At 67.3% G+C, this 23,133-nt stretch carries 16 protein-coding genes; 5 read left to right on the top strand and 11 right to left on the bottom strand.

What is annotated here, in order from left to right; translation table 11 throughout:
• Positions 1–4: 4 nt before the first annotated feature.
• The 6 genes from PGB34_RS08755 to PGB34_RS08730 all read right to left on the bottom strand — a co-directional run bounded on the left by PGB34_RS08755 (position 5) and on the right by PGB34_RS08730 (position 7,059).
• Positions 5–1,516, bottom strand: a complete 1,512-nt coding sequence (locus PGB34_RS08755) for a tripartite tricarboxylate transporter permease (protein ID WP_271427706.1) — start codon at positions 1,514–1,516, stop codon at positions 5–7.
• Between the two features lie 33 nt (positions 1,517–1,549).
• Positions 1,550–2,035 carry a tripartite tricarboxylate transporter TctB family protein gene (locus tag PGB34_RS08750; RefSeq protein ID WP_271427705.1) on the bottom strand — a complete coding sequence of 162 codons (486 nt, stop codon included), beginning with the start codon at positions 2,033–2,035 and terminating at the stop codon, positions 1,550–1,552.
• A 170-nt stretch (positions 2,036–2,205) separates the two neighbouring features.
• The gene (locus tag PGB34_RS08745) at positions 2,206–3,645 is read right to left on the bottom strand and encodes a sensor histidine kinase (RefSeq protein WP_271427704.1); all 1,440 of its coding nucleotides are present in this window, start codon (positions 3,643–3,645) and stop codon (positions 2,206–2,208) included.
• A complete protein-coding gene (locus tag PGB34_RS08740) occupies positions 3,642–4,352 on the bottom strand; it encodes a response regulator transcription factor (RefSeq protein WP_271428241.1) in 711 nt (236 codons plus the stop codon). Before PGB34_RS08740 ends, PGB34_RS08745 begins: the two co-directional genes overlap by 4 nt.
• Positions 4,353–4,384: 32 nt before the next feature.
• A complete protein-coding gene (recJ, locus tag PGB34_RS08735; protein ID WP_271427703.1) occupies positions 4,385–6,094 on the bottom strand; it encodes a single-stranded-DNA-specific exonuclease RecJ in 1,710 nt (569 codons plus the stop codon).
• Entirely contained in the window at positions 6,091–7,059 is a 969-nt protein-coding gene (locus tag PGB34_RS08730) for a hypothetical protein (protein ID WP_271427702.1), read from the bottom strand. The genes recJ and PGB34_RS08730 overlap by 4 nt, the downstream gene beginning before the upstream one ends.
• Positions 7,060–7,155: 96 nt before the next feature.
• On the opposite strand from PGB34_RS08730, the gene PGB34_RS08725 reads away from it, so the two are divergent.
• The 4 genes from PGB34_RS08725 to PGB34_RS08710 all read left to right on the top strand — a co-directional run bounded on the left by PGB34_RS08725 (position 7,156) and on the right by PGB34_RS08710 (position 12,101).
• Complete coding sequence (locus PGB34_RS08725) at positions 7,156–8,412, top strand: lipoprotein-releasing ABC transporter permease subunit (RefSeq protein ID WP_271427701.1); 1,257 nt, start codon at positions 7,156–7,158, stop codon at positions 8,410–8,412.
• Positions 8,405–9,139 (top strand): lipoprotein-releasing ABC transporter ATP-binding protein LolD, encoded by a 735-nt coding sequence (lolD, locus tag PGB34_RS08720; RefSeq protein WP_271427700.1) that lies wholly within the window; start codon positions 8,405–8,407, stop codon positions 9,137–9,139. Before PGB34_RS08725 ends, lolD begins: the two co-directional genes overlap by 8 nt.
• Positions 9,140–9,401: 262 nt before the next feature.
• The gene (gene gdhA / locus PGB34_RS08715) at positions 9,402–10,745 is read left to right on the top strand and encodes an NADP-specific glutamate dehydrogenase (RefSeq protein WP_271427699.1); all 1,344 of its coding nucleotides are present in this window, start codon (positions 9,402–9,404) and stop codon (positions 10,743–10,745) included.
• Positions 10,746–10,778: 33 nt separating this feature from the next.
• On the top strand, positions 10,779–12,101 hold the full coding sequence (locus PGB34_RS08710) for an alanine racemase (protein WP_333909024.1): 1,323 nt from the start codon (positions 10,779–10,781) through the stop codon (positions 12,099–12,101).
• 64 nt (positions 12,102–12,165) lie between these two features.
• Here the strand turns inward: PGB34_RS08710 and PGB34_RS08705 are convergent, their stop codons facing one another.
• The gene (locus PGB34_RS08705; RefSeq protein WP_271427698.1) at positions 12,166–12,735 is read right to left on the bottom strand and encodes a hypothetical protein; all 570 of its coding nucleotides are present in this window, start codon (positions 12,733–12,735) and stop codon (positions 12,166–12,168) included.
• 29 nt (positions 12,736–12,764) lie between these two features.
• The gene (locus PGB34_RS08700) at positions 12,765–13,070 is read right to left on the bottom strand and encodes a hypothetical protein (RefSeq protein WP_271427697.1); all 306 of its coding nucleotides are present in this window, start codon (positions 13,068–13,070) and stop codon (positions 12,765–12,767) included.
• Positions 13,071–13,190: 120 nt separating this feature from the next.
• Between PGB34_RS08700 and PGB34_RS08695 the strand changes: the two genes are divergently transcribed.
• A protein-coding gene (locus PGB34_RS08695; RefSeq protein ID WP_271427696.1) for an IS3 family transposase occupies positions 13,191–14,290 on the top strand; the annotation gives its coding sequence in 2 pieces (ribosomal slippage) (positions 13,191–13,440 and positions 13,440–14,290; 1,101 coding nt in all).
• Between the two features lie 122 nt (positions 14,291–14,412).
• Here PGB34_RS08695 and PGB34_RS08690 read toward each other — a convergent pair.
• The 3 genes from PGB34_RS08690 to PGB34_RS08680 are packed head-to-tail and all read right to left on the bottom strand — an operon-like array spanning position 14,413 to position 23,048.
• A complete protein-coding gene (locus tag PGB34_RS08690; RefSeq protein ID WP_271427695.1) occupies positions 14,413–16,203 on the bottom strand; it encodes a DUF637 domain-containing protein in 1,791 nt (596 codons plus the stop codon).
• 58 nt (positions 16,204–16,261) lie between these two features.
• On the bottom strand, positions 16,262–16,762 hold the full coding sequence (locus PGB34_RS08685) for a contact-dependent growth inhibition system immunity protein (protein ID WP_271427694.1): 501 nt from the start codon (positions 16,760–16,762) through the stop codon (positions 16,262–16,264).
• 4 nt (positions 16,763–16,766) lie between these two features.
• Positions 16,767–23,048, bottom strand: a complete 6,282-nt coding sequence (locus tag PGB34_RS08680; RefSeq protein ID WP_271427693.1) for an endonuclease toxin domain-containing protein — start codon at positions 23,046–23,048, stop codon at positions 16,767–16,769.
• Positions 23,049–23,133 lie beyond the last annotated feature (85 nt).

Genomic DNA, 23,133 nt, shown 5'->3' with positions numbered 1-23,133 from the left:
TGCGCTATTCCTCCACGAAGGCCTCTTCGCGCTTGGCCTTGACCGAGGGCAGCAGCACCACCACCAGCAGCAGCGCCGCGGCGATCAGCAGGCCGGCCGAGATGGGCCGCGTGACCAGCACGCCCCAGTCCCCGCGCGAGAGCAGCAGCGCCCGTCGCAGGTTCTCTTCCATCATCGGCCCCAGGATGAAGCCCAGCAGCAGCGGCGCGGGCTCGCACTTGAGCTTGAGGAAGGTGTAGCCCACCACGCCGAAGATGGCGACCATCCAGACGTCGAAGGTGTTGTTGTTCTCCGAGTACACGCCGATGGCGCAGAACAGCACGATGGCGGGGAACAGCCACTTGTAGGGGATGGTCAGCAGCTTGATCCAGATGCCGATCAGCGGCAGGTTCAGCACGATCAGCATCAGGTTGCCGATCCACATCGAGGCGATCAGGCCCCAGAACAGCTCGGGGTTGCTGGTCATCACCTGCGGGCCGGGCTGGATGTTGTGGATGGTCATCGCACCCACCATCAGCGCCATCACGGGGTTGGGCGGAATGCCCAGCGTCAGCAGCGGGATGAAGGAGGTCTGCGCACCCGCGTTGTTGGCCGATTCGGGGCCGGCCACGCCGCGGATGTTGCCCTTGCCGAACGGCACTTCGCCGGGCTTGAGCCGGGTGCGCTTTTCCAGCGTGTACGACGCAAACGAGGACAGCAGCGCGCCGCCACCGGGCAGGATGCCCAGCGTGGAGCCCAGTGCCGTGCCGCGCAGCACGGCCGGCGTCATGCGCTTGAAGTCTTCTTTGGTGGGGAACAGGCCGGTGACCTTGGAGGTGAAGACCTCGCGCTCGTCTTCCTTGACCGAGAGGTTGCCGATGATCTCGCCATAGCCGAACACGCCCATGGCGATGGCGATGAAGCCGATGCCGTCGGTCAGCTCGGGGATGTCGAAGCTGTAGCGGGCCACGCCGGAGTTCACGTCGGTGCCCACCAGGCCCAGGGCCAGGCCCAGCAGGATCATGGTGATGGCCTTGAGCAGCGAGCCCGAAGCCAGCACCACGGCGCCGATCAGGCCCAGGATCATGAGCGAGAAATACTCGGCCGGGCCGAACTTGAAGGCCACCTCGGTCAGCGGCGGCGCGAAGGCCGCCAGGATCAACGTGCCCACGCAGCCGGCGAAGAAGGAACCGAGCCCGGCCGCAGCCAGCGCGGGCCCGGCCCTGCCGCGGCGCGCCATCTGGTAGCCGTCGATCACCGTCACGACGGAGGCCGATTCACCAGGCAGGTTGACCAGGATGGCGGTGGTGGAGCCGCCGTACTGCGCGCCGTAGTAGATGCCGGCCAGCATGATCAGCGCCGACACGGGCGGCAGCGCATAGGTGGCCGGCAGCAGCATGGCGATCGTGGCCACGGGGCCGATGCCGGGCAGCACGCCGATCAGCGTGCCCAGCAGGCAGCCGACGAAGGCATAGGCGAGGTTCTGGAAGGTGAACGCAACGCCGAAGCCGATGGAAAGGTTGTTGATGAGGTCCATGGGGCCTTGAGGAATCCGTTGTGTCTCTTGTTGTCAGGCGATGAAGGTCGGCCACACGGGGAACTGCAGCTTCAGCGCGACCACGAAGGCCAGGTAGCTGCCCACGGCCAGGATGGTGGCCAGCACGGCCGAGGCCTTGAAGCTGAACTTGTCGCCGGCCAGGCCCGCGATGAAGGTCAGCGCGTAGATCGCGACGATCAGGCCCATCGGCGGCAGGCCGATGCTGGGCAGCCCGCCCAGCAGTACGCCGAACATGAGGTTGGCGCCGATGATGAAGACCAGCGGCTTCCAGGCGATGGCGCCCACGGGCTCGCCGTCCTCGGTCTCCACGGTCATGGCCTTGAGCGTGATGGCCGCGCCCATGATGGCGATGAGCACCCCCACGATCAGCGGAAAGTAGCCCGGGCCCATGCGGGCGCCATTGCCCACGTTGTACGTGGTGGCGCCCCAGGCGAAGGCCACCCCGAATGCACAGAAAAGAACTCCTGAAAAGAAGTCCCGCTCGCTTTTGATCTTCACCTTCTGGTCTCCTGCGATCGATGGACGGCGCGCGCCCGAACCGCCGGACGCGCGAATGCATGCATCTCCCCGAGAGAGATGTGCGCGGCGGATCGTAGGAAGGCTTGCGCCCGAGGTGGATGACCAAAGCATTGCCGTTTGGCAATGTTTGGAGGGTGTTCAAGCTGTGCTCAGCTGCGGACGGGCGATGCGCGCCGCCGCCCGGCGGCTGCGGGTCCGCTCACGCCGCGTGCAGGGGGCGTGTCGTCGAGGGGCAGCAGCAGCTGCACGCGCAGGCCCGGCGCGCCGTTCTCGTAGCGGATCTGGCCGCCGTGCAGGGCCACCACCGCCTGCACGCCGGCCAGGCCCAGGCCATGGCCCGGCAACTCGGGCTGCAGCCGCAGGAAGCGCCCGCCCAGGCGCTGCAGCGCCTCGGGCGGCACGCCGGGGCCGTCGTCCTGCACGCAGAGCAGAGCCTGGCCATCCTCGCGCCCGGTCTGCAACCGCACCGTGCAGCCCGGCCCGCCGTACTTGAGCGCGTTGTCCAGCAGGTTGGCCACCACGCCCGCCAGCAGGTCGCGGTCGCCCTGCACCGGCAGGGGCCCCGCTTCGCAGGCGTGTCGCACCGTGGCGCCCTGTTGCTCGGCCACGGCGTCGTACAGCTCGATCACGTCGGCCACCACCTCCTGCAGCTGCACGGGCGCAAAGCGCTGGCGGCGCGCGCCGGCTTCCGCTTCGGCGATCTGCAGCAGCTTCTCGAACACGCGGTTGAGCTCCTCCAGCTCGTCCATCGCGCGCGCGATGGCGGCCTGGCGCTGGGCCGGCGCCACGCCGTCTTCAGCCGCCGCGCGCAGCCGGCTGAGCACGCGCGTGAGCGGCGTGCGCAGGTTGTGGGCGATGGTGTCGGAGACATGGCGCACGCCGTCCATCAGCGACTGGATGCGGTCCAGCATGGCGTTGATGTCGCGCTCCAGCAGCGCGAACTCGTCGCCCTGCGCATCGGTCAGGTGCACCCGCTCGCGCAGGTCGCCCGCCGCAATGCGCGCCGCCGTGCGGCGCACGGCGCCCACGCTGCGCTCGATCTCCTGCCTGAACACGAAGAGGCCGCCGATCAGCAGCAGCAAGGCCACCAGCGCGGCGGCCGCGCTGGCGCTGATGATCAGCTCCTCCAGCGCTTCCTGTTCGCCCAGGTCCTGGCCCACCACCAGCACATGGCCTTCGGGCAGGGTGCGCGTGGTGATCCAGCCGCGCACGCTGCGGCCCGCGCGCATCACCTGGTGCTGGCCGTCGGCGCCCGGCGGCGGCATCTCGTCGAGGTTGCCGGCCAGGCGGCGACCCTGGGCGTCGGCCAAGAGCAGCAGCTCTTCGTCGGTGCTGCGGCCGTCGACCAGCGCACGCTCGATGCTGCGCACCAGGGCTTCTTCGCCCCCGGCTTCGAACTGCGCGGCCAGCTGCTGCGAGGTGGCGCTGACCTGGCGCGCCATGCGCTGGTGCAGCGTGCCCACGGTCTGCAGGTAGATGATGGACAGCGCCGCGAGCATGGTGATGCCTACCAGCACCGCATAGTGCGCGGCCAGCCTGAAGCCCAGCGAACGCCAGAGCTGGCGCAGCGCAGCCGTCGATGCGTTCACGCGCTGTCCGGGTCGGTGGGCTCGGCCTCCGGCGCGGCCAGCCGGTAGCCCACGCCGCGCACGGTGTGGATCAGCGAAGGCAGGCCGCCGGCTTCCAGCTTGGCTCGCAGGCGGCTGACCTGCACGTCGATCACGTTGGTCTGCGGGTCGAACTGGTAGTCCCACACGGCTTCGAGCAGCATGGTGCGCGTGAGCACCTGGCCCGCGTGCATGGCCAGAAAAGCCAGCAGCCGGAATTCGCGCGGCTGCAGCGCGATGGCGCGCCCGGCGCGTTCGGCCTTGCGGTGGCCCAGGTCCAGCCGCAGGTCGGCCACCTCGATCACGCGGATCTCGGGCCCGGGGCGCGAACGCCGCACCAGCGCCTCGGCCCGCGCCGCGAGTTCGGAAAAGGCAAAGGGCTTGGTCAGGTAGTCGTCGCCGCCGGCCTTGAGGCCGCGCACGCGTTCGTCCAGCGCGCTCAGCGCGCTGAGCACCAGCACGGGCGTCTTGCGGCCCAATGCGCGCATGGTCGCCAGGATGGCCAGCCCGTCCACGCCGCCGGGCAGCATGCGGTCCAGGATCACCAGGTCCCAGGCTTCGCCCGTGGCGCGGCCCAGGGCCTCGGTGCCGTCGCGGCAGATCACGGCCACATGGCCCAGGCTGCGAAAGCCCTCGGCGATGTAGCGCGCGTTGTCGGCGTCGTCCTCGATCACGAGGCAGCGCCACATGGCGGTGCCGCTCGAACCCACAGTCTCGGAATTCAAAGCTCGGCGCCCTCGACCATCAGCTGCAGCCGGCGCTGGCCCTGCCATTCGTTCGCGTCGAGCCGAAAGGCCAGCTTCACGCGCGCAGGCAGCGGCTCGCTGCGGCCGAACCAGATGCCGTCCACCGGCTGGCCGCCCAGGCGCAGCTTGAGCGACAGATGGCCCTGGCCCACCAGCCGCTGCGACAGCACCTCCACCTCGTCGCTGAAGGTGGGCGGCGCAAAGCCCTGGCCCCAGACTTCGCGGTGCAGCGTGTCCACCAGGTCGACGCGCAGGTACTCGGGCGCCAGCGGGCCGTCGGTGTCCATGCGGCGCGTCAGCGTGGCCGCGTCCAGCCATTCGTCGGCCACTTCCGCAAAGGCGCGCGCAAAGGTCGGGAACTGCTCGGCCGGCACCGTGCAGCCCGCGGCCATCGCGTGGCCGCCGAAGCGCAGCAGCACGCCCGGGTGGCGCTTGGCCACCAGGTCCAGCGCGTCGCGCAGATGAAAGCCCGCGATCGAGCGGCCCGAGCCCTTGAGCTCGTGCCCGCGCCCGTCGGCGCCGCTGGCGGCAAAGACAAACGTGGGGCGGTGGTACAGGTCCTTCAGCCGCGAGGCGACGATGCCGACCACGCCTTCGTGGAAGTCGGGGTCGTAGACGGCAATGGCCCCGGGCGGCGTCTGTTCGGGCGGGAACAGCTCGCCGGCCAGTTGCAGGGCCTGCTCGCGCATGCCGCCTTCGATGCTGCGGCGCTCACGGTTGATGGCATCCAGCGTGCGGGCCAGTTCGTCGGCGCGCGCGGCGTCGTCGGTCAGCAGGCATTCGATGCCCAGCGTCATGTCGGCCAGGCGGCCGGCCGCGTTGATGCGCGGGCCCAGCGCAAAGCCGAAGTCGAAGGTGGTGGCGCTTTCGGCCTTGCGGCCGGCGGCGCGGAACAGCGCTGCCATGCCCACGGGCAGCGCGCCCGCGCGGATGCGGCGCAGGCCCTGGGCCACGAGGCGGCGGTTGTTGGTGTCCAGCTTCACCACGTCGGCCACGGTGCCCAGCGCGACCAAGGGCAGCAGCGCATCCAGCTTGGGCTGCGCCGACCGTTCAAAGGCGCCCCGCGCGCGCAGCTCGGCGCGCAGCGCCAGCAGCACATAGAACATCACGCCCACGCCGGCCAGGCACTTGCTTTCGAAGCCGCATTCGGGGTGGTTGGGGTTGACCAGCACCTCGGCTGCGGGCAGCGTGGGGCCGGGCAGGTGGTGGTCGGTCACCAGCACGGCCAGGCCCAGGGCCTGCGCGCGTGCCACGCCTTCGACGCTGGCGATGCCGTTGTCCACCGTGACCAGCAGCTGCGCCCCGCTCGCGGCCACGCGCTCGGCGATGGGCGGCGTGAGCCCGTAGCCGTCGACCACGCGGTCCGGCACCAGGTAGCTGACCTGCGTGGCGCCCAGCAGGCGCAGTCCGCGCACGGCCACGGCGCAGGCGGTGGCGCCGTCGCAGTCGTAGTCGGCCACGATGCAGATGCGCCGCTGCTGCGCGATGGCATCGGCCAGCAGCACCGCCGCCTCGCGCGTGCCGCGCAGGCCATCGGGCGGCAGCAGGCGGGCCAGGCCGTCGTCCAGTTCGTCATGCGAGCGCACGCCGCGCGCGGCATACAGGCGCGCGAGCAGCGGATGCACGCCGGCCTGTTCCAGCACCCACGCGCTGCGCGGCGGGACTTCGCGCTCGAGGATCCTCACAGCGCCTCCAGCACGGCGGCCACGTCGGGCTTGCGCAGCCGCGCGCGCAGCCAGCCGCCCAGGCCGCGCGGCCGGTTCTCCAGCCGCAGGGCGGCGCGCGGGCCGCACAGGGTCAGCGTCATGGGCTGGCCCGCATCGGCGCGCGCGCGCCAGGCGGCCAGGGTGCTGGCGTCGAGCGTGGCCCAGCAATGGGCCCAGCTGGCCCCGTCGTCCTGCAGCGCGCTTTCGCGAAGCTGGGTGGCGATTTCGGGGGCCGGTGCCAGGGCCTGCGCCTTGGCCGGCGCGGGGCCGGTGCCGCTGAGCCAGAAGGAGTTGATGGGCGTCATGCCATGGGTGGCGCGCTCGTCATTGACCGGGTGGGTGTACAGCAGCATCTGCATCTCGTTCTGCAGCCGCCGCAGCGGCCGGGCCGCGTCGCCCATGGGCAGCCAGGCGGCCAGTGGCTGGCCGATGGCACGGTCCACCGAGGCGGTGGCCAGCCCTTCGAGCAGGGTGCCGTGCACCAGCCACTGGCCCGGCTGCGGGCCGGGGAAGAGGGCCAGGCCGTCTTCCTCGAAAAAGGGCTTGACCACGGCCAGCAGCGCGTCGGACTCGCGCGCGGTGATGCCCATCTGCTGTGGATCGCCCAGCACCACTTCGCTCAGGCCCACCTGCCAGTGGCACAGCGTGAGCAGGCCCCAGCCCTGGCCATCGTCGGCGCCGGGCAGGCCGCGTTCGCGCGCAGCCAGCGCGGCCCAGGGCAGTTGGCCGTCCACGGGCGTGAGGCCGCGGGCGCGCGCCAGCGCACGCTCGTGCGGGGGGCTGAGGCTGGTGTCGTCCTGGCGGTCTTCGCCGGAAGGCGTGAGGCGGGCCAGCAAGGCCTGCAGGTGCGGCAGGTCCAGCTCGTGCAGGGCCATGCGGCAGGCCACGCCCGCGTGGCTGGCAAAGGGGATCAGCAGATGCGGCGGCGTGCGGGAGAAGGGCATGGGGACCATTGTCGGTCCCTGCGCAAGGCCGTCGGCGTCGGCGCGCCGGGCAGGGTGACACAATCACGCGCCCGCCTCCGGGCGTTCTCAACGTCTATGCAATTTCCCTACGAACTGCAACTGGGCTGGCGCTACACCCGCGCCGGCCGGGCCACGCGGCGCAACGGCTTCATCAACTTCATCTCGGGCGTGTCCATGGCCGGCATTGCGCTGGGGGTGGCGGCGCTGATCATCGTGCTGTCGGTGATGAACGGCTTCCAGAAGGAGGTGCGCGACCGCATGCTGGGCGTGGTCTCGCACGTCGAGATCTTCTCGCGCGACGGCCAGGCCCTGCCCGAGCTGGACGCCATCGCCGCCGCGGCGCGCCAGAACCCCGAGGTGGTGGGCGTGGCGCCGTTCATCGCCTCGCAGGCGCTGGTGGCGCGCGGCGAAGACATGAAGGGCGCGCTGGTGCGCGGCATCGTGCCCGCGCAGGAACCCGAGGTGACGGACTTCGCGGGCACGGCGCAAAAGGGCGCGCTGGAAAAGCTGGTGCCCGGGCAGTTCGGCATCGTGCTGGGCGGCGAACTGGCGCGCTCGCTCTTCGTGCGCGAAGGCGACCAGGTCACGCTGATCGCGCCGGGCGGGCAGGTCACGCCGGCCGGCGTGGTGCCGCGGCTGAAGTCCTTCACCGTGGTGGGCACTTTCGACTCGGGCCATTACGAGTACGACTCGGCGCTGGCCATGATCCATGTGGAAGACGCCGCGCGCGTGTTCCGGCTCGAGGGGCCCACGGGCCTGCGCCTGAAGCTCAAGGACCTGCACATCGCGCGCGAGGTGGCCGACCAGATGGCGCAGACCCTGCCGGGCCAGTTCCTGATCCGCGACTGGACGCGCCAGAACCGCACCTGGTTCGCGGCCGTGCAGGTCGAAAAACGCATGATGTTCATCATCCTCACGCTGATCGTGGCGGTGGCCGCCTTCAACCTCGTGAGCACGCTGGTGATGACCGTGACCGACAAGCGCGCCGACATCGCCATCCTGCGCACGCTGGGCGCCAGCCCGCGCAGCATCATGGGCATCTTCGTGGTGCAGGGCGCGATGGTGGGCGTGATCGGCACGCTGGCCGGCCTGGGCCTGGGCCTGCTGGTGGCCTACAACGTGACCGAGATCGTCGAAGTGATCGAAAAGGCGCTCAACGCGAGCTTCCTGCCCAAGGACATCTACCTCATCAGCCGCATGCCCAGCGACCCGCAGCGCAGCGACATCCTGCCCATCACCATCATCTCGCTGATCCTGGCCTTTGCCGCCACGCTCTACCCGAGCTGGCGCGCCAGCCGCGTGAACCCCGCGGAGGCCCTGCGCTATGAATGAGACCCCCACGCTCCCCGTTTCCCGTGGTTCGCTGCCCCCCGAGGGTGCCGGTGCTGTGGTGCTGCAGGCCCGCGGCCTGACCAAGCGCTTCCATGAAGGCCGCATCGACCTGACGGTGCTGCACGGCGTTCATCTCGACGTGCGCGCGGGCGAAACGCTGGCCATCGTGGGCGCATCGGGCTCGGGCAAGAGCACCCTGTTGCACCTGATGGGCGGGCTGGATGCGCCCACGGGCGGCTCGGTGCTGCTCAAGGGCCAGGACTTCGCGCGGCTCGGCCCCGCCGCGCAGGGCCGGCTGCGCAACGAGCAACTGGGCTTCGTCTACCAGTTCCATCACCTGCTGCCCGAGTTCAGCGCACTGGACAACGTGGCCATGCCGCTGAAGATCCGGCGCATGCCCCCGGCGCAGGCGGCCGAAGCCGCGCAGGCCATGCTGGCGGCCGTGGGCCTGGCCGAGCGCGTGTCGCACCGGCCGGCCGAGCTGTCGGGCGGCGAGCGCCAGCGCGTGGCCATCGCGCGCGCGCTGGTGACCCGGCCGGCCTGCGTGCTGGCCGACGAGCCCACCGGCAACCTGGACCGCAGCACCGCCGACGGCGTGTTTGCGCTGATGCTGCGCCTGGCGCGCGAGCAGGGCACGGCCTTCGTGATGGTCACGCACGACGAAGCGCTGGCCGCCCGCTGCGACCGCGTGCTGCGCCTGAACACGGGCCGGCTGGCCGGCGCCTGACGCACAGCGGGCCTGCGCGCTGCTGCGCGGGCCTGTCTACGGACCGGGCCGTCCTGCCCGAGCTTCTTTTTTCACGATCTGGCCGCCGCCTTCCCCCGGGGAGGCTGGCGGCGCAGCCCTGCGCGCTCAAGCTTTTGCACCGCCTTCTGCTCCACAAAGGTGCGATCAAAACCAGGAATCATGCTTTTGGTGCATGACCTCCTGTGCTTCTTGCATGAGAATGCACGGTTTTGGTTAATTCACGCACTTGTTTGGAGATCGGATGAAGCACGGCAGCGCCCAAGAATTCCTGGCCCATGTGGCCCAACGCAACCCGGGGCAGCCGGAATACCTGCAGGCCGTGACCGAGGTGATCCAGAGCCTGTGGCCCTTCATCGCCGAGCATCCCAAGTACCAGACGCAGGCCCTGCTGGAGCGGCTGGTGGAGCCCGAGCGCGTCATCACCTTCCGCGTCTGCTGGACCGACGACCACGGCGAGGTGCAGGTCAACCGCGGCTACCGCATCCAGCACAGCCTGGCCATCGGCCCCTACAAGGGCGGCTTGCGCTTCCACCCCTCGGTCAACCTGTCGATCCTGAAGTTCCTGGCCTTCGAGCAGACCTTCAAGAACGCACTGACCACGCTGCCCATGGGCGGCGGCAAGGGCGGCGCCGACTTCGACCCCAAGGGCAAGAGCCAGGGCGAGGTGATGCGCTTCTGCCAGGCCTTCGCGACCGAGCTGTTCCGCCACGTGGGCGCCTACACCGACGTGCCGGCCGGCGACATCGGCGTGGGCGGGCGCGAGGTGGGCTACCTCAGCGGCATGGTCAAGAAGCTCACCAACCGCGCCGACTGCGTGTTCACGGGCAAGGGCCTGAGCTTTGGCGGCTCGCTGATCCGCCCCGAAGCCACGGGCTATGGCAACGTCTACTTCGCGCAGGAAATGCTCAAGACGCGCGGGCGCAGCTTCGACGGCCTGCGCGTGTCCGTCTCGGGCGCGGGCAACGTGGCGCAATACACCATCGAGAAGGCGCTGGCGCTGGGCGCCAAGGTCGTCACGGTGTCCGATTCCAGCGGCACGGTGGTCGATGAAGACGGCTTCACGACCGAGAAGCTGGCGGTGCTGATGGACGTGAAGAACCACCTGTACGGCCGTGTGAGCGACTACGCCGAGCGCACCAAAACCAACTTCATCGCCGGCGCCACGCCCTGGCACGTGCCGGTGGACGTGGCCCTGCCCAGCGCCACGCAGAACGAGCTGAACGCCGAAGACGCGAAGACGCTGGTCGAGAACGGCGTGATCTGCGTGGCCGAAGGCGCCAATATGCCTTCGACCATCGAGGCGGTTCACGTCTTCGAGCAGGCGGGCGTGCTGTACGCGCCGGGCAAGGCCAGCAACGCGGGCGGCGTGGCCACCTCGGGCCTGGAGATGAGCCAGAACGCGGCGCGCCTGTCCTGGCCGCGCGAAGAGGTGGACGGCCGCCTGCTGCAGATCATGCAGAGCATCCACGCCTCGTGCCTGCAATACGGCACGCGCGCCGACGGCAGCGTGAGCTACGTGGACGGCGCCAACGTGGCCGGCTTCGTGAAGGTGGCCGACGCGATGCTGGCGCAAGGCGTGGTCTGAGCCAGCGGACGGATTTCATGGCACGCTCGGGCCATGCAATCCCATGACTTCCTGAACCCGGTGCTGCAGCCCCCCATGAAGGGGCTGCCGCTTCACATCCAGCCGCTGCCGCTGTCCCAGGTGGGCGCCCAGGGCTGGAACGTGCTGGCCGACGACCTGCCGTTCCCCGTGGCGCTGCTCAAGCGCGATGCGCTGGCGCACAACATCGCGTGGATGGCGCAGCGCACCCGCGCCTGGGGCGTGGCGCTGGCGCCGCACGGCAAGACCACCATGTCGCCGCAGCTCTTTGCGCAGCAGCTTGCGGCGGGCGCCTGGGGCATCAGCTTCGGCAATGTGTTCCAGCTTGCCGTGGGTGTGGCGGCCGGCGTGCGCCGCGCCATCATCCCGAACCAGGTGATGGGCGCGGGCGACCTGCATGCCATCCAGATGCTGCTGCAGGCCCATGCCGACCTGCGCGTGCTCTTTCTGATCGACTCCGTGCAGCAGCTGGCGCTGATCGAAGCCTGGGCTGCTGCGCAGCCCTCAGCGCAACTGCTGCGCCCCTTCGAGCTGCTGCTGGAGATCGGCTTCAACGGCGGGCGCACCGGCTGCCGCGACGAGCAGCAGGCGCTGGCCGTGGCCCGCGCCGTGCGCGCCAGCAGCGCCGCGCAGCTGGCCGGCATCGAATGCTACGAAGGCCTGTGGGCCAAGGGCGAAAGCAGCGCCGACAGCCAATGGGTCAACACCCTCATGGACCGCGTGGACGCCGTGGCCCGCCAATGCGTGGAAGAGAGCCTGTTCGCGCATGAGGAAGTCATCGTCTCGGCCGGCGGCTCGGCCGTCTTCGACCTGGTGGCCGCGCGGCTGAACCCCGTGCTGGGCCGGCCGGGGCAGGTGCGGGTGACGGGCGTGCTGCGCTCGGGCTGCTATGTCACGCACGACCACGGCACCTACACGCAGATGATGGCGGCCATGGCGCCGCGCCTGGGCTGCGATTGCGCAGACGCCCTGCGTCCGGCGCTGGAGGTGTGGGCGCTGGTCCAGTCCTGCCCCGAGCCCGGGCTGGCCATCGTCGGTGCGGGCAAGCGCGACCTGTCCTTCGACATGGGCCTGCCCACGCCCATCGCCCGCGCCGCCCCCGGCGCCCTGCAGCCGCAGGCCGTGCCCGCAGGCTGGCACATCACCGGCCTGAACGACCAGCACGCCTACCTGCGCTGGGACGCCGCCGACCCCGCGCTGAACGCGCAGGCACCCGTGGTGGGCGAGCGCATCGGCCTGGGCATCTCGCACCCCTGCACCACCTTCGACAAGTGGCGCTGGATGCCGGTGGTGGATGAAGACTATGGGGTGTGCGAGGCGATCAGCACGCATTTTTAGATGGGGTGGTGCGTGAGGCCTTTGGCGTCAAGGCGGGCAGGTCATCGCCAAACGCCCTTGGAACTCACTCGCCCAGCCGCGCGCCGTCCACCGGTTTGTGCAGCCATTGCGCGATGTCCGCGCCCAGTGCGTAGCTCACCTTGCCCACCATGCTGCAGGTGCTGCGCGGCAGGCCGAAGTAGATGAACATCTGGCGCCGCGCCGTGAAGCGTGCGGGCGCCGCGTCAGGCCGCTCCAGCGTTCCGCGCAGCTCGATGAGCTTTGGCCCGCCATACAGCCCCCCTGCATTGGCCAGCAAATCGGCAATCTCGATCCGCATGGTTGGCGCACCCGCCATCTGGGGTGAGGGCGCCTGGACCATGAACTCATAAGGCGCAGTCAGGTGATCTTCGATGGCCTGACGCAGCGAGGCTGGCACCCCGCAGGCATCGTCGGCCGCGCTCAACTGCTGCCCCTTGTCGGTCTTGCCGTAGGCGATGGGCGGCACCACCACGGCATTGCGGCTGTTGGCCTGTGGCTCCGGGTCTGCCGCCTGTTCGGCTACCGGGCCGCGCGAGCCGCAGGCGGCAATGCCAAATGCCGAGACGGTTGCGAGCGTGAGCAGGAACTTTCTTGTGCACTCGGTGCTGTTCATTGCCTTGACTCCCTGGGAAGAATGCGCTGCTACTGCGCGGGCACGGCAGCTGGTACCGCAGAAGGAGCAGGTGCCTTGACGAGCACTGTCATCAAGCGCGTGCCAATCTCGGCGGTTTCGAGGACGGGAAAGTCTTCGCGAAACTTCGGGATGTCAACCTCGGAGGCGTCGACGGCCTGAACCTCGAAGGTGCTGTTGGAAATGCCCAGTGCGGTTTGGCTCACCAAGGGGATGATCGAGCCCGCTGCCACTTCGCTGTCGTCCTTCTTGGTGCGCATGTGCGTCTGCGCGCGGCCCAGGTATTGCACCGCGCCAGCGGGCAGTTCGAACTTCATGTTCAAAGGGGTCTTGAAGAAGCCTTGCAGCGGGAATGTGATCTGCATTGAAGAAATCGAGACACGTTGAGCGTTAGTCTTTCGGCGATTTGGCCCCGAGCCAGGGGCGCAGGAGAAGTCGTGAGACGGAGTCGTTTTTCGGTGGAGCAGATCGTGGCGGTGCTCAAGCAGGTCGAGCTCGGCATGGCGGTGGCAGACGCGTGCCGCAAGATGGGCATCAGCGAGCAGACTTTCTATCGCTGGAAGAAACAGTACGGCAGCCTCGAGCCCGACCAGGCACGCGAGCTCAAGCAGCTGCAGGAAGAGAACGCGAGGCTCAAGAAGCTCGTGGCGGACCTGAGCCTGGACAAAGCGATTCTTCAGGATATCGCCGCAAAAAAATGGTCCGGCCCGCGCTGAGGGTGCAGGCCCTGGACTATGTCCGGGGCCATTACGGCATCAGTCTGCGTCGGGCCTGCCAGCTGGTTCAGGTGTCGCGAAGCACGCCCTACTATGAGCGCCGCAAGGACTCGCGGCCGGAGTTGCGACGACGCATGCGGGAACTGGCGAACACGCGCGTGCGCTGGGGCTACCGGCGGCTGCACGTGCTGCTGTGTCGCGAGGGCTGGCAGCTCGGGCGAAGCCAGTGCTACCGCATCTACGGCGAGGAGCAATTGCAGCTGCGCTCCAAGTTGCCCAAGAAGCGCAAGATGGTCGTACAGCGCCGACAGCGCACCTTGCCCAGCGCGCCAGGCCAAGCTTGGTCAATGGACTTCGTGGCCGAGGAATTTAGCCATGGCGGCAAGTTCCGCATCCTGAGCGTGGTCGATGTGTTCACGCGCGAGGCTTTGGCGGTACATGCGGGGCATCGGCTCAAGGGCGAGCACGTGGTCGAGGTGCTCAATCGGCTGGCTCGTCACCACGGTGCCCCCAAAGCCATCTTCGTGGACAACGGCAGCGAGTTCACGGGACGGCTGATGGACATGTGGGCGTACCACCATGGCGTGCGGCTGGACTTCAGCAGGCCAGGCAAGCCCACGGACAACAGCTTCGTCGAGACCTTCAACGGCTCGCTGCGGGACGAGTGCTTGAACGTGAACTGGTTCGCCTCGCTGGTCGAGGCGCAGGGACTTCTAGAGGCCTGGCGCCAGGACTACAACGAGAGTCGTCCTCACAGTGCTCTCAATGACCTGACACCGGCTGAATATGCCCGTAGGATCAAGGAGATGGGGCCTGCCTAGTGGCCCCGAGACCGGCCGAGACTAGCGCTTCGGGTGGCTCGAAGAATCCAAGCGGATCAAGACCGGCCGAGACTAGCGCTTCGGGTGGCTCGAAGAATCCAAGCGGATCAGACCGGCCGAGACTAGCGCTTCGGGTGGCTCGAAGAATCCAAGCGGATCACCGCCGAGCAGATACTCTGGTATGCGTGGTTCGGGATTTCGCAGCAGGTCCTGTTGATAGGCATAGCCTTGCGCAACTTGCTGGAGGTGACCAATGCAGGGCTGGTGGGTATCTGGCAGGCCTGCCGCATGGCTGCGTCCTGGCTCTCGCTCAGCGCGCGAAACTCCTGCACCACTCGATCACAATCGGCGCCCGGCGTGCAAGTCCTCAGGCGTTCTGCCAACTGCGCCCACTGATCGTGGTTCAAATAGTTATTCGCCGCCGCATTAGCCCCAGCCTGCGCGCCCAAGTTGATCTGGCCGGCATCCCCACCCGCGATGGCCACCGCCAAGCCGCTGATCATGGAAGCGAATGCCACCGTGTCGGGTTGCCTGCCATAGGCGCTGGCCGCCAGCTCGCCCACCGCCGCACCCAGCGCGCCCGCCGCACAGCCCTCGGCGCTGTCTGCGCGCGCCGCGCCCACCGCGCAGCCTGCAATGGCGTGCGCCACCGCCTGCGTAAAAGCATTGAGCTGGCCATCCTGCACCAGATCACCGATGCCATGCGCCGCCTGGGCCGCCGCTGTGTCCAGAATGGCACCCTTGATCGCATCGCCCAGCGCCTGCTCCAGACTGCCTCCATTGATCGCCGTGCTGATCACCGCCCGCGCGGCTGCGGCCGTGAGGTTCTGCTGCAGTTGCGTGAAGAATGGCTGCGCACCGCCGCTGATCGTGGGCAGGCCCACCGGGTTGAGGTTCAACCCCGCCAGCACGCCCCCCGTGACCACGGCCGTGAGCAGTTGCCGAACGTTCGCGCTGGAGCCCAGTGTCTCCAATGTCGCCCCCAGGTCGAACTGGTTGTTCACTGCCGCCACCGCCGCTTGCGATGCGAGGGCCGCGATGCCCGCTTCTACCGCACCGCCCGCGACCGCCGAGATGCTGGCGCCCGTGCTGCTCAGGAACGTGCCGCCACCCGATAGATAGACACCTTCGCCAGCGCCAACGGCAACGGCCTCACCTGCCGCGGCACCGCCAACTTCAGCCCAAGGCCCCACGAAATAGATCGTCACCAGCGTCAGGATCGCAGCCCCCTCGGGCGTGAGGCCCTGCCGGTCGTTGTCCCACTGCCGGTGGACTTCCTCGACCTGCTGCCAGTTCACCCGGCCTTGCAAGGCCGGGTCCTTGTTCAGTTGATCGACCCAGCCCATGCCTGGCTGCTGCGCCAACTGCGTCAGGCTGTCTCGCGCACCTATTCCTGCCTGCACCCGGTTGGCGTTGATGCTCAGGCTGCCGGCGTGGATCTGGTTGTAGTGCGTGCGCTGGTCGCTCTGGCCCCCATCGCGAGAGACCTGATAGACCAGGTCCCGCCCCTGGCTGGTCGTCTGGGTGCTGTGCTCGGTGCCCTGGGTGCCCATGACCAGCGTGTCGGCTTCCAGCTTCACGGCGCCTGGGGCGTTGATGCGGGTGCCCGCCAGGGCCAGGGTGTCGGCGGCCGTGATGCTCACGTTGGCGCCCGTGATGCTGGAGCGCACCAGCGTCGAATCGCTGACCTGCGTCTGGGTGCTCTCGCGTGCCTTGAAGCCCTCACCCACGTCCGTGAGCACGGCGATCTGGCCGAAGTCGTACCAGGGGCTGCGTGCGCCGGTGGAGCCAGTGACCGTTTGCGTGTCGGTGGCGCCCTGGATGACCACATTGCTGCCAGTGATGGACACATCCTTGGCGGCGGCAACCTCCACGCCTTGCAGCAAGACGTTGCTCTGGCCGCTCAGAAGCACGCCGCCTTGGCTGCTGGTGATGCTGCTGATGGAGTCGCTGTCGGAGCCCCGACGGCGACTACGTGCAGCGACTGAAACCCAGCAGCAGCGCTTGCCCTACCACTTCAGGCGTGCTGTCGGAGGGAATGACGACATCCTCGATGCCGTCGTCTTTCACGCGACTCCAACTCTCAAGACGGTCATGGTGCGAAGGGCTGATCGTCATTTGACTATCACCGACGGTCAGAGAAATATTGCACCGTGCCATATCCTTAAATAGCGCCCTCTTGGTCTTGTAGCCATGCTGTTTCATGAGGTCTTCTATCCATGCCGCGTACTGTTCCTGCATCTTCTTGTAGTCGAAGAAATCTTTGGCCTCATCAAGGGACAAGAAGCGGCTGTGGCCCATTGCGTCGAGCACCGCCGCACCCAGATCATCGGCAGTTGCGTCTTGTTGTAGCGTGTGTTGCTTGCCCGCAGGATCGCGCCCGGCCATGCCATATCCCGAAAACGTCTCGATCAGATAGAAGTTTCTATTCCAGTAGGCAGAGGCCCACCTGCTCGGTACGACAGCATTCACTTTCTCACCTCACTCCTGTGACCAGGACATTCACGCCCTGAGTTTGACCATATTCAATCGCTCGCTGAATCTGGGCCCACTGGCCGGGAGTCGTGCTGGCTGGCACTGCAAGTCGCAGTTCACTTGTCGAGATCATTGATCGCTGCACAAAAGTCGCACCTAACGAAGCTTCGGTGAACCCCGCCACTTCATCCACATACCCTTTGATGGTCGAGTAAACCTGCGAAGGGCTGCCAATGCGCGCACTGGTCATCGTATCCAAAGTTTTGGCACTGATGGCCGTCTGCGTTGACAGGTCATAGAAGTCAAAGGTCTTGAATCCCGGCGGCAACTGCGAGCCCGCTGGCATCTGTCCCGCCAGAAAACTCTCCCAGGGCATGCCCTGCTCCTGGATCCCCTGGCCCCAAACAATCCTCACATTGCCATTGTCCGCAGCGCTGCTCCAGGGCGGCAGCGGTGCCGGCGGCACATCGACGATGCGGCCGTTGCTGGTGAGCAGCCGAACCTCGCCCGTGGCACTGTCCACCACCGCCATGGTTCGCGGCGGCAAGCCGCTCATGCCATCGAAGCGTTGATAGCCGGCAGGCACTTTGCTGGCCCAACTGCCTGCGGCGCTGACGCCAGCGTAGGGCACTCCACTGACCATCTCTGCCAACCCAGTTACCAGGTTCAGGCATTGCTGCGCACGCACGGCACAGTAAGCGCCGGCACCCTCGGCAAGCATCCCAGCGCCGACCGCTCCCAGCTCTACTGAAAATGCCGTGAGAGCAGCAAGGCTTACGCCTGTGACTGCAAGGCGCATCGCCCCATCCAAACGCTGCTGGTCGCATTGCGCAGGATTGGCCGCGCACGCGGCAACGATGTCGTAGGCATCCACGCGCTGCTGCACAAGGCGCACGTTGTTGTTGAAATCGCTGCCGGCTAGGTAGTAGTTGGGAATGTGGCCGCTTGCCGCCAACTGCAGTTGCGCCTGCGTGCCCAGGTTGGCCTCGTCCAGCAGAGTCCGGCACAGTTGGCTGCCGGCGCTGGCGCATGCGGCCCTCAGAGCGCGGTCTTGTTCGTCGCTGGTTCGCTGGAATTCTGTGCGCAGCTGCTGCTCTTCGCTGGCCGAGCAGCCGGTTGGCTTGCTGCGGCAATCCGCAAGCCGGTTCGCCAGTTGCTTCCACTGATCATGGTTCAGATAGTTATTGGCCGCCGCATTGGCCCCTGCCTGCGCCCCCAGGTTGATCTGGCTGGCATCCCCGCCCGCAATAGCCACAGCCAAGCCGCTGATCATGGAAGCGAAGGCCACCGTATCGGGTTGCCTGCCATAGGCGCTGGCGGCCAACTCGCCGACCGCCGCGCCCAGGGCACCGGCCGCGCAAGCGCCTGTGCTGTCTGCGCGTGCGGCACCCACTGCGCAGCCTGCAATGGCGTGCGCCACCGCCTGCGTAAAAGCATTGAGCTGCCCATCCTGCACCAGATTGCCGATGCCATGCGCCGCCTGAGCTGCCGCTGTATCCAGAACGGCCCCCTTGATCGCATCGCCCAGCGCCTGCTCCAGGCCGCCGCCGTTGATGGCTGAGTGGACCACCGCCCTGGCTGCAGCAGCCTGCAGGTTCTGCCCAAGCTGCGTGAAGAAAGGTTGTGCGCCCGCACCGCTGGTCGGCAGGCCGGTCGGATTCAAATTCATCCCGCCCAACACGCCGCCAGTGACGATCGCACTCAGGAGGTTGCGCACATTGGCGCTGGAGCCCAAGTCACGCAGCGCACCCGCCAGATCGCCCTGGTTGTTGATGACGGCCACCGCTGCCTGACCCGCCAGCGCCGTGATCCCTGCCGTCACCGCACCGCTGACCACCGTAGACGCTGTGACGCCACCAGCGGCGATGAAGCCACCTTCGCCGAGCGTCGCCACAGTGCCGCCAGCGAAGCTGCTCCCTGCAGAATTGCCGGCCGCAGTTCCAAGGTTGCTGGCCGTGCCTGCGGTGAGATACACCGTGACCACGGTGGCAATGATGGCGCCCTCCGGCGTCAAGCCCTGTGCCCCGTAGTCCCACGTCCTGTGGACTTCGTTGACCCGCTGCCAGTCGATCTTGCCCGCGTACTTCGGATCGCTTTGCAACTGGCTCACCCAGCCCATGCCCGGTTGTTGGGCCAGTTGGTCGATGCTGTCCCTGGCGTTCAGCCCGGCCTGGATGCGGCTCGCGTTGATGGCGAGGCTGCCGGTGTTGAACTGGTTGTAGTGGGTGGTCTGGCCATGCATGCCCTTGTTCTGGACCTTCTGGTACATCACGTCACGGCCCTCGCCCGTGACTTTCACCTCGCGCTCGCTCGTCTGCGTCGCGAGGACCAGGGTATCGGCATCGAGTTTCAGCTGCCCGGGCGTATGGACCGTCGTACCCGACATGTACAAGGTGCCGGCCGCAGCGATGTTGACGTTCGCGCCATCCAGGGTGGTGCGCGTCAGCGTGCTGTCCTCAACCGCGATCTGCTCATTGCGTTTGGCGTTGATGCCGGTACTCAGATCGCGCCAGGTCGTCTCGCTCGCAAAATTCAGGTTCTTGCTGCTCGTGCCGGAAGTCACGGAACTGGTGTTGGTAGCCGCCTCGATGACCACGTTGGCACCGGCGATGGTGATGTCCTTGGCCGCATTGACCTGGGCTCCCTGCAGGTACACAAGGTTGCCGCCTTGCAAGAGCACACCCCCTTGGCTGCTGGTGATGCTGCTGGCCACAGCGGTGTCGCTCTGCAGGTTGGCGTTGCTGCCGCTTCCCTTCTTGATCGGCCCGGTCATCGGAACTGTTCCGCCTCCAGTGAGCGTGATGCCCTGGGTGCTGCGGTTGATCTCCATGCTGACATCGGAGGTGCTTCGAGCCGCCGTCACATTCAAGTCATTGCCCGCGGAAATCAGAACGCCCTGCGTGCCGCTGATGTTCGAGCCCTGAATGTTGACGTTGTTCTCCGCGTTCAGCGCCACGATGTCCCCGGTGAAGCTGCTGCCGATGCTGGTGTCGGTCTGTGACTCACCACTCATCGTGGTGGTGTTCTTTTTCAGCAGGCTCTTGCTGGTCGACTCGCCTTGGAATTTCGCGGTCGTCTCGGCATGCCCTTCCTGGATGTTGATGTCCCGGCCTGCTCGCACGCTCAGCAGTCCATCGCCGGCTTCCACTGAGGCCTGTCGCGCGTTGACGTCACGCTTGGCATCGAGCACGGTGGTGCCATTGGTCGTGATAGTGGTGCCGGTTTCCCTGGCGGCGGTCATCACGCCAGACATACCGCCGCCGACTCCCACTGTCAGCGTCTTTGACTGAACAGTGCCCAGGTTGATGTCGTTGCCCGCGGATATGGCGGTGTAGCCATTCTTGCCTTGGTTGGCGACGACAGCACCCATCAGGTTGACGTCATTGCCGGCGCTGGCCACCAGCGTGCCGCCTGGTTTGGTCACGTACAGACCTGCGATCCGATCCACGTTGGCCGTGCCAAGCGCGCCCGTTTGAGTGGTGGTCCGGACATTGAGATCACGTCCCGCGCTTAGGTTCATGGCGTCGCGCGCGTCGATGGTGCCACCGAGGTTGTTCACGTCATCGCGCGCCGTGACCCCCACGCTGCCGCCCGAGATACGGCCACCGAGGTTGTTGACGGTGTCGGCAGTGATGGAGACGACCGTGCGGCCCGCCAGCGTGCCGCCCTGATTGGTCAAGTTGCCTTGGCCTGCCTCGTTCTGAATGACGAGGGCGTCCGCGCTCAGGAGTGCGCCATGACCATCGATGTCACCCTTCTTGAGACGCACGTACACCTGCGGCACCAGCGCCTTCTGGGTACTTCCGTCGGGCAACGTGACCATCTGTTCGACCAGCCAGACGATGTCGCTGGTCAGCTGGGCCATCTGATCGGCGGTCAGAGCAACTCCGGGCTTCAGATGGAACTCCCGCGCGAATGTCACTCCAGCACTCATGAGCGCCTTGTACTGGCCTTCATCGCTGTAGTGGCCGTCCAGGTAGCGGTAGCCCGTCAACTGCGCCACCTGCTCCCGGATCAGTTGCTGCTCGTAGAAGCCGTCGCCCAGGCGCTTGAGCAAGCTGTCCGGGCTTACGCCCAGGCTTTCCAGCAGATAGTCACTGGACAGCCAGTTCCGGTAGTTTGCAAAGCGCGGGTCCGTCTCCACCAGGTAGTGGCCGCCGGAGACTGTGTGGAACAGGCTTGCTTGCGGGATGCTGATACTGGGTGAGCTGGTGCGAACCATGACCGGGATCACCCCGCCGGGACTGGTGCTGCTGGCACCAGTCGCGCCCGATGCAGTCCCGGCTCCAGTGCCAGAGGACGACGCCACGCCGCTCACCTGGGAGGCCACCTCGACAATGGCCGGGTTCCGGGAGCCGCTGCTGACGCTGCCCACGCGCGTCGCAGTGGCGCCCGTACTCCCCACAGCCGCCGGGCCGATGGCATAGCCGCCGATGCCGTTGGCATGGTCGACATATTCGTAGGCTCCCACCGAGATGGCCTTCGTGGTCGGGGGATTAAAGAAGAACAAGGGTACCGGCGCAGGGTCTGACAGGCGCGGGCTGTAGGTCCAAGCCACGCGCAGGGTCTCAGCCACTGTTTGCTGCCCCTGCAACTCCTGGTTGTCCACACTGGTCGTGGTGAGTGCGCCACCAGCGACAACGCGACTGTCGCGGTTGAGCAGGTGACCATTGATGGCGAGGTCGCCACCGGCCACGATGCGTGCCGGATCGGCGTTGACGGCCGTATCGGTCGTGGTCCGGGTGTTGACGTACCAGTCCGCGTATCCAATGCCGGCCACGATGATGCTGCCGTCGGAATTGCGGTGGTACAGGATGCGTTTGGCCGGATCTCCCCAGGTGACCACATTGCCGTTGGCATCAAGCTTCTGCCAGACGGTGCCGTTCAGGGTGACGTAGTAAGTCTGCGAATCGGTGGTGACAACCTGCGGCCCCAACTGGACGTGCGTGTCAATGTTGTTGACCTGGCCCATCGCGATGGACATGCTGCCCAGCGATTCAATGGTGGCGCTCAGGTTGTTGAGCGTGTTGCCCGTGCCGGTCGCATAGCCGCTGGAATCCAGTGCACCGCCGATTTGCATCTCGCCAGCGCTGAAGACGAGCGCATGCTCGCGGTTGTTGATCTCGCTGGCTCCTAGTTCAACGCTCCACCGGCCCGCTATCGCCCCAGCCGAGGTGATTCCGTTGACCGTCTCGGCGTCATTGTTGAGTTGACCCGTACCGATGGCGACGGTATCGCCGTAGATGCGGCCAGTGCCTATGTTGTTGACGATGCTGGCGTTGACGCGTGTGGTGCTGGCGCTGTCGATCAATCCGCGATTGGTGAGCGTATCGGCGTTGATGGTTGTGTTCTTCCCCGACATTTCGCCGCTGGCGGTATTGGTGACTCCGTCCCCGCTCACCGTCAGCGTCTGGCCTGCCAGCAGCTTGCCGTTGTTGGTCAGCTTGCCCGTGGTGCCATAGCTCAGGTTGCCATTGGCAATGACTTCGGCGTTGTTGGTGACGTCTTGCGAGAGCGCCACCGTCAGGTCCTGGTTGGACACCAGCGTTCCGTCGCCACTGAAGCGGGCGGCATCGACTACGACGCGCTTGCCTGCCTCCAGCGTCCCGCCCGTGTTCACGACCGCCAGGGTCTTGGCCGCCGGGTTCGCCCGGTTGGGGTCGAGGATGGCCAGGGTGTGGCCCGCCGAGATCAGGCCATCGGCATTGTTGAGCGTGCCGCCGCTGGTGACGGTGGTGTCGGCATCCGCGCGGATGGCCCCGGCACCGTTGTCCAGGTGGCCGACGGTGAGGGCGACGCTCTTGCCTTCAATGCCCTGGTCGGTGCCAAGGGTGTGGGCGTTGAGGATGTCGCCGGCACTGAGCGTGGTGGTCTGCAGGGAGCGCATCAGCCCCCCGTCGTTGTGGATGCTGCCGGCAGCCAGGGTGAGGCCGCCCATGGCCTGGGTTTGACCGCCGGTGTTGTCGTAAGCAGCGCCGTTCGTGTCAACGCTGAGGGCCTCCTGGCTGAAGACCTGCCCGCCGGCCGTGTTCGAGAACTGCTGAGTGTTTGCCGTGATGGCGCCCTTGGCGCCGATGTAGCCGGCGGTGTTGGTCACGGCGCCAGCGTTCAGCACCAGGGTATCGGCGCTGGTGATGCCGCCCTGGCCGTTGGCGTAGCCCGCGGCGTTTGTGTTGCTCAGCGCCTGGCCCTGCGTGTCGAGGGTGAGTGCGCCGCCGGACTGGATCAGGCCGGCGTCGTTGAGCAGCGCGCCCGTTTTGAGGCTGATGCCCTGGGTGGCCACAAGGGTGCCCAGCGCGTTGCTCAGTTGCTGGCCGCGGGTGTCGATGGCGATGCGCTCGCCAAAGACCTTGCCCGCGCTGTTGTCC

Origin of the sequence: Xenophilus arseniciresistens (assembly GCF_028023875.1) — a bacterium.
GTDB classification, from domain to species: Bacteria; Pseudomonadota; Gammaproteobacteria; order Burkholderiales; family Burkholderiaceae_C; genus Xenophilus; species Xenophilus arseniciresistens.
This window is presented reverse-complemented; position numbering and strand designations above follow the sequence as displayed.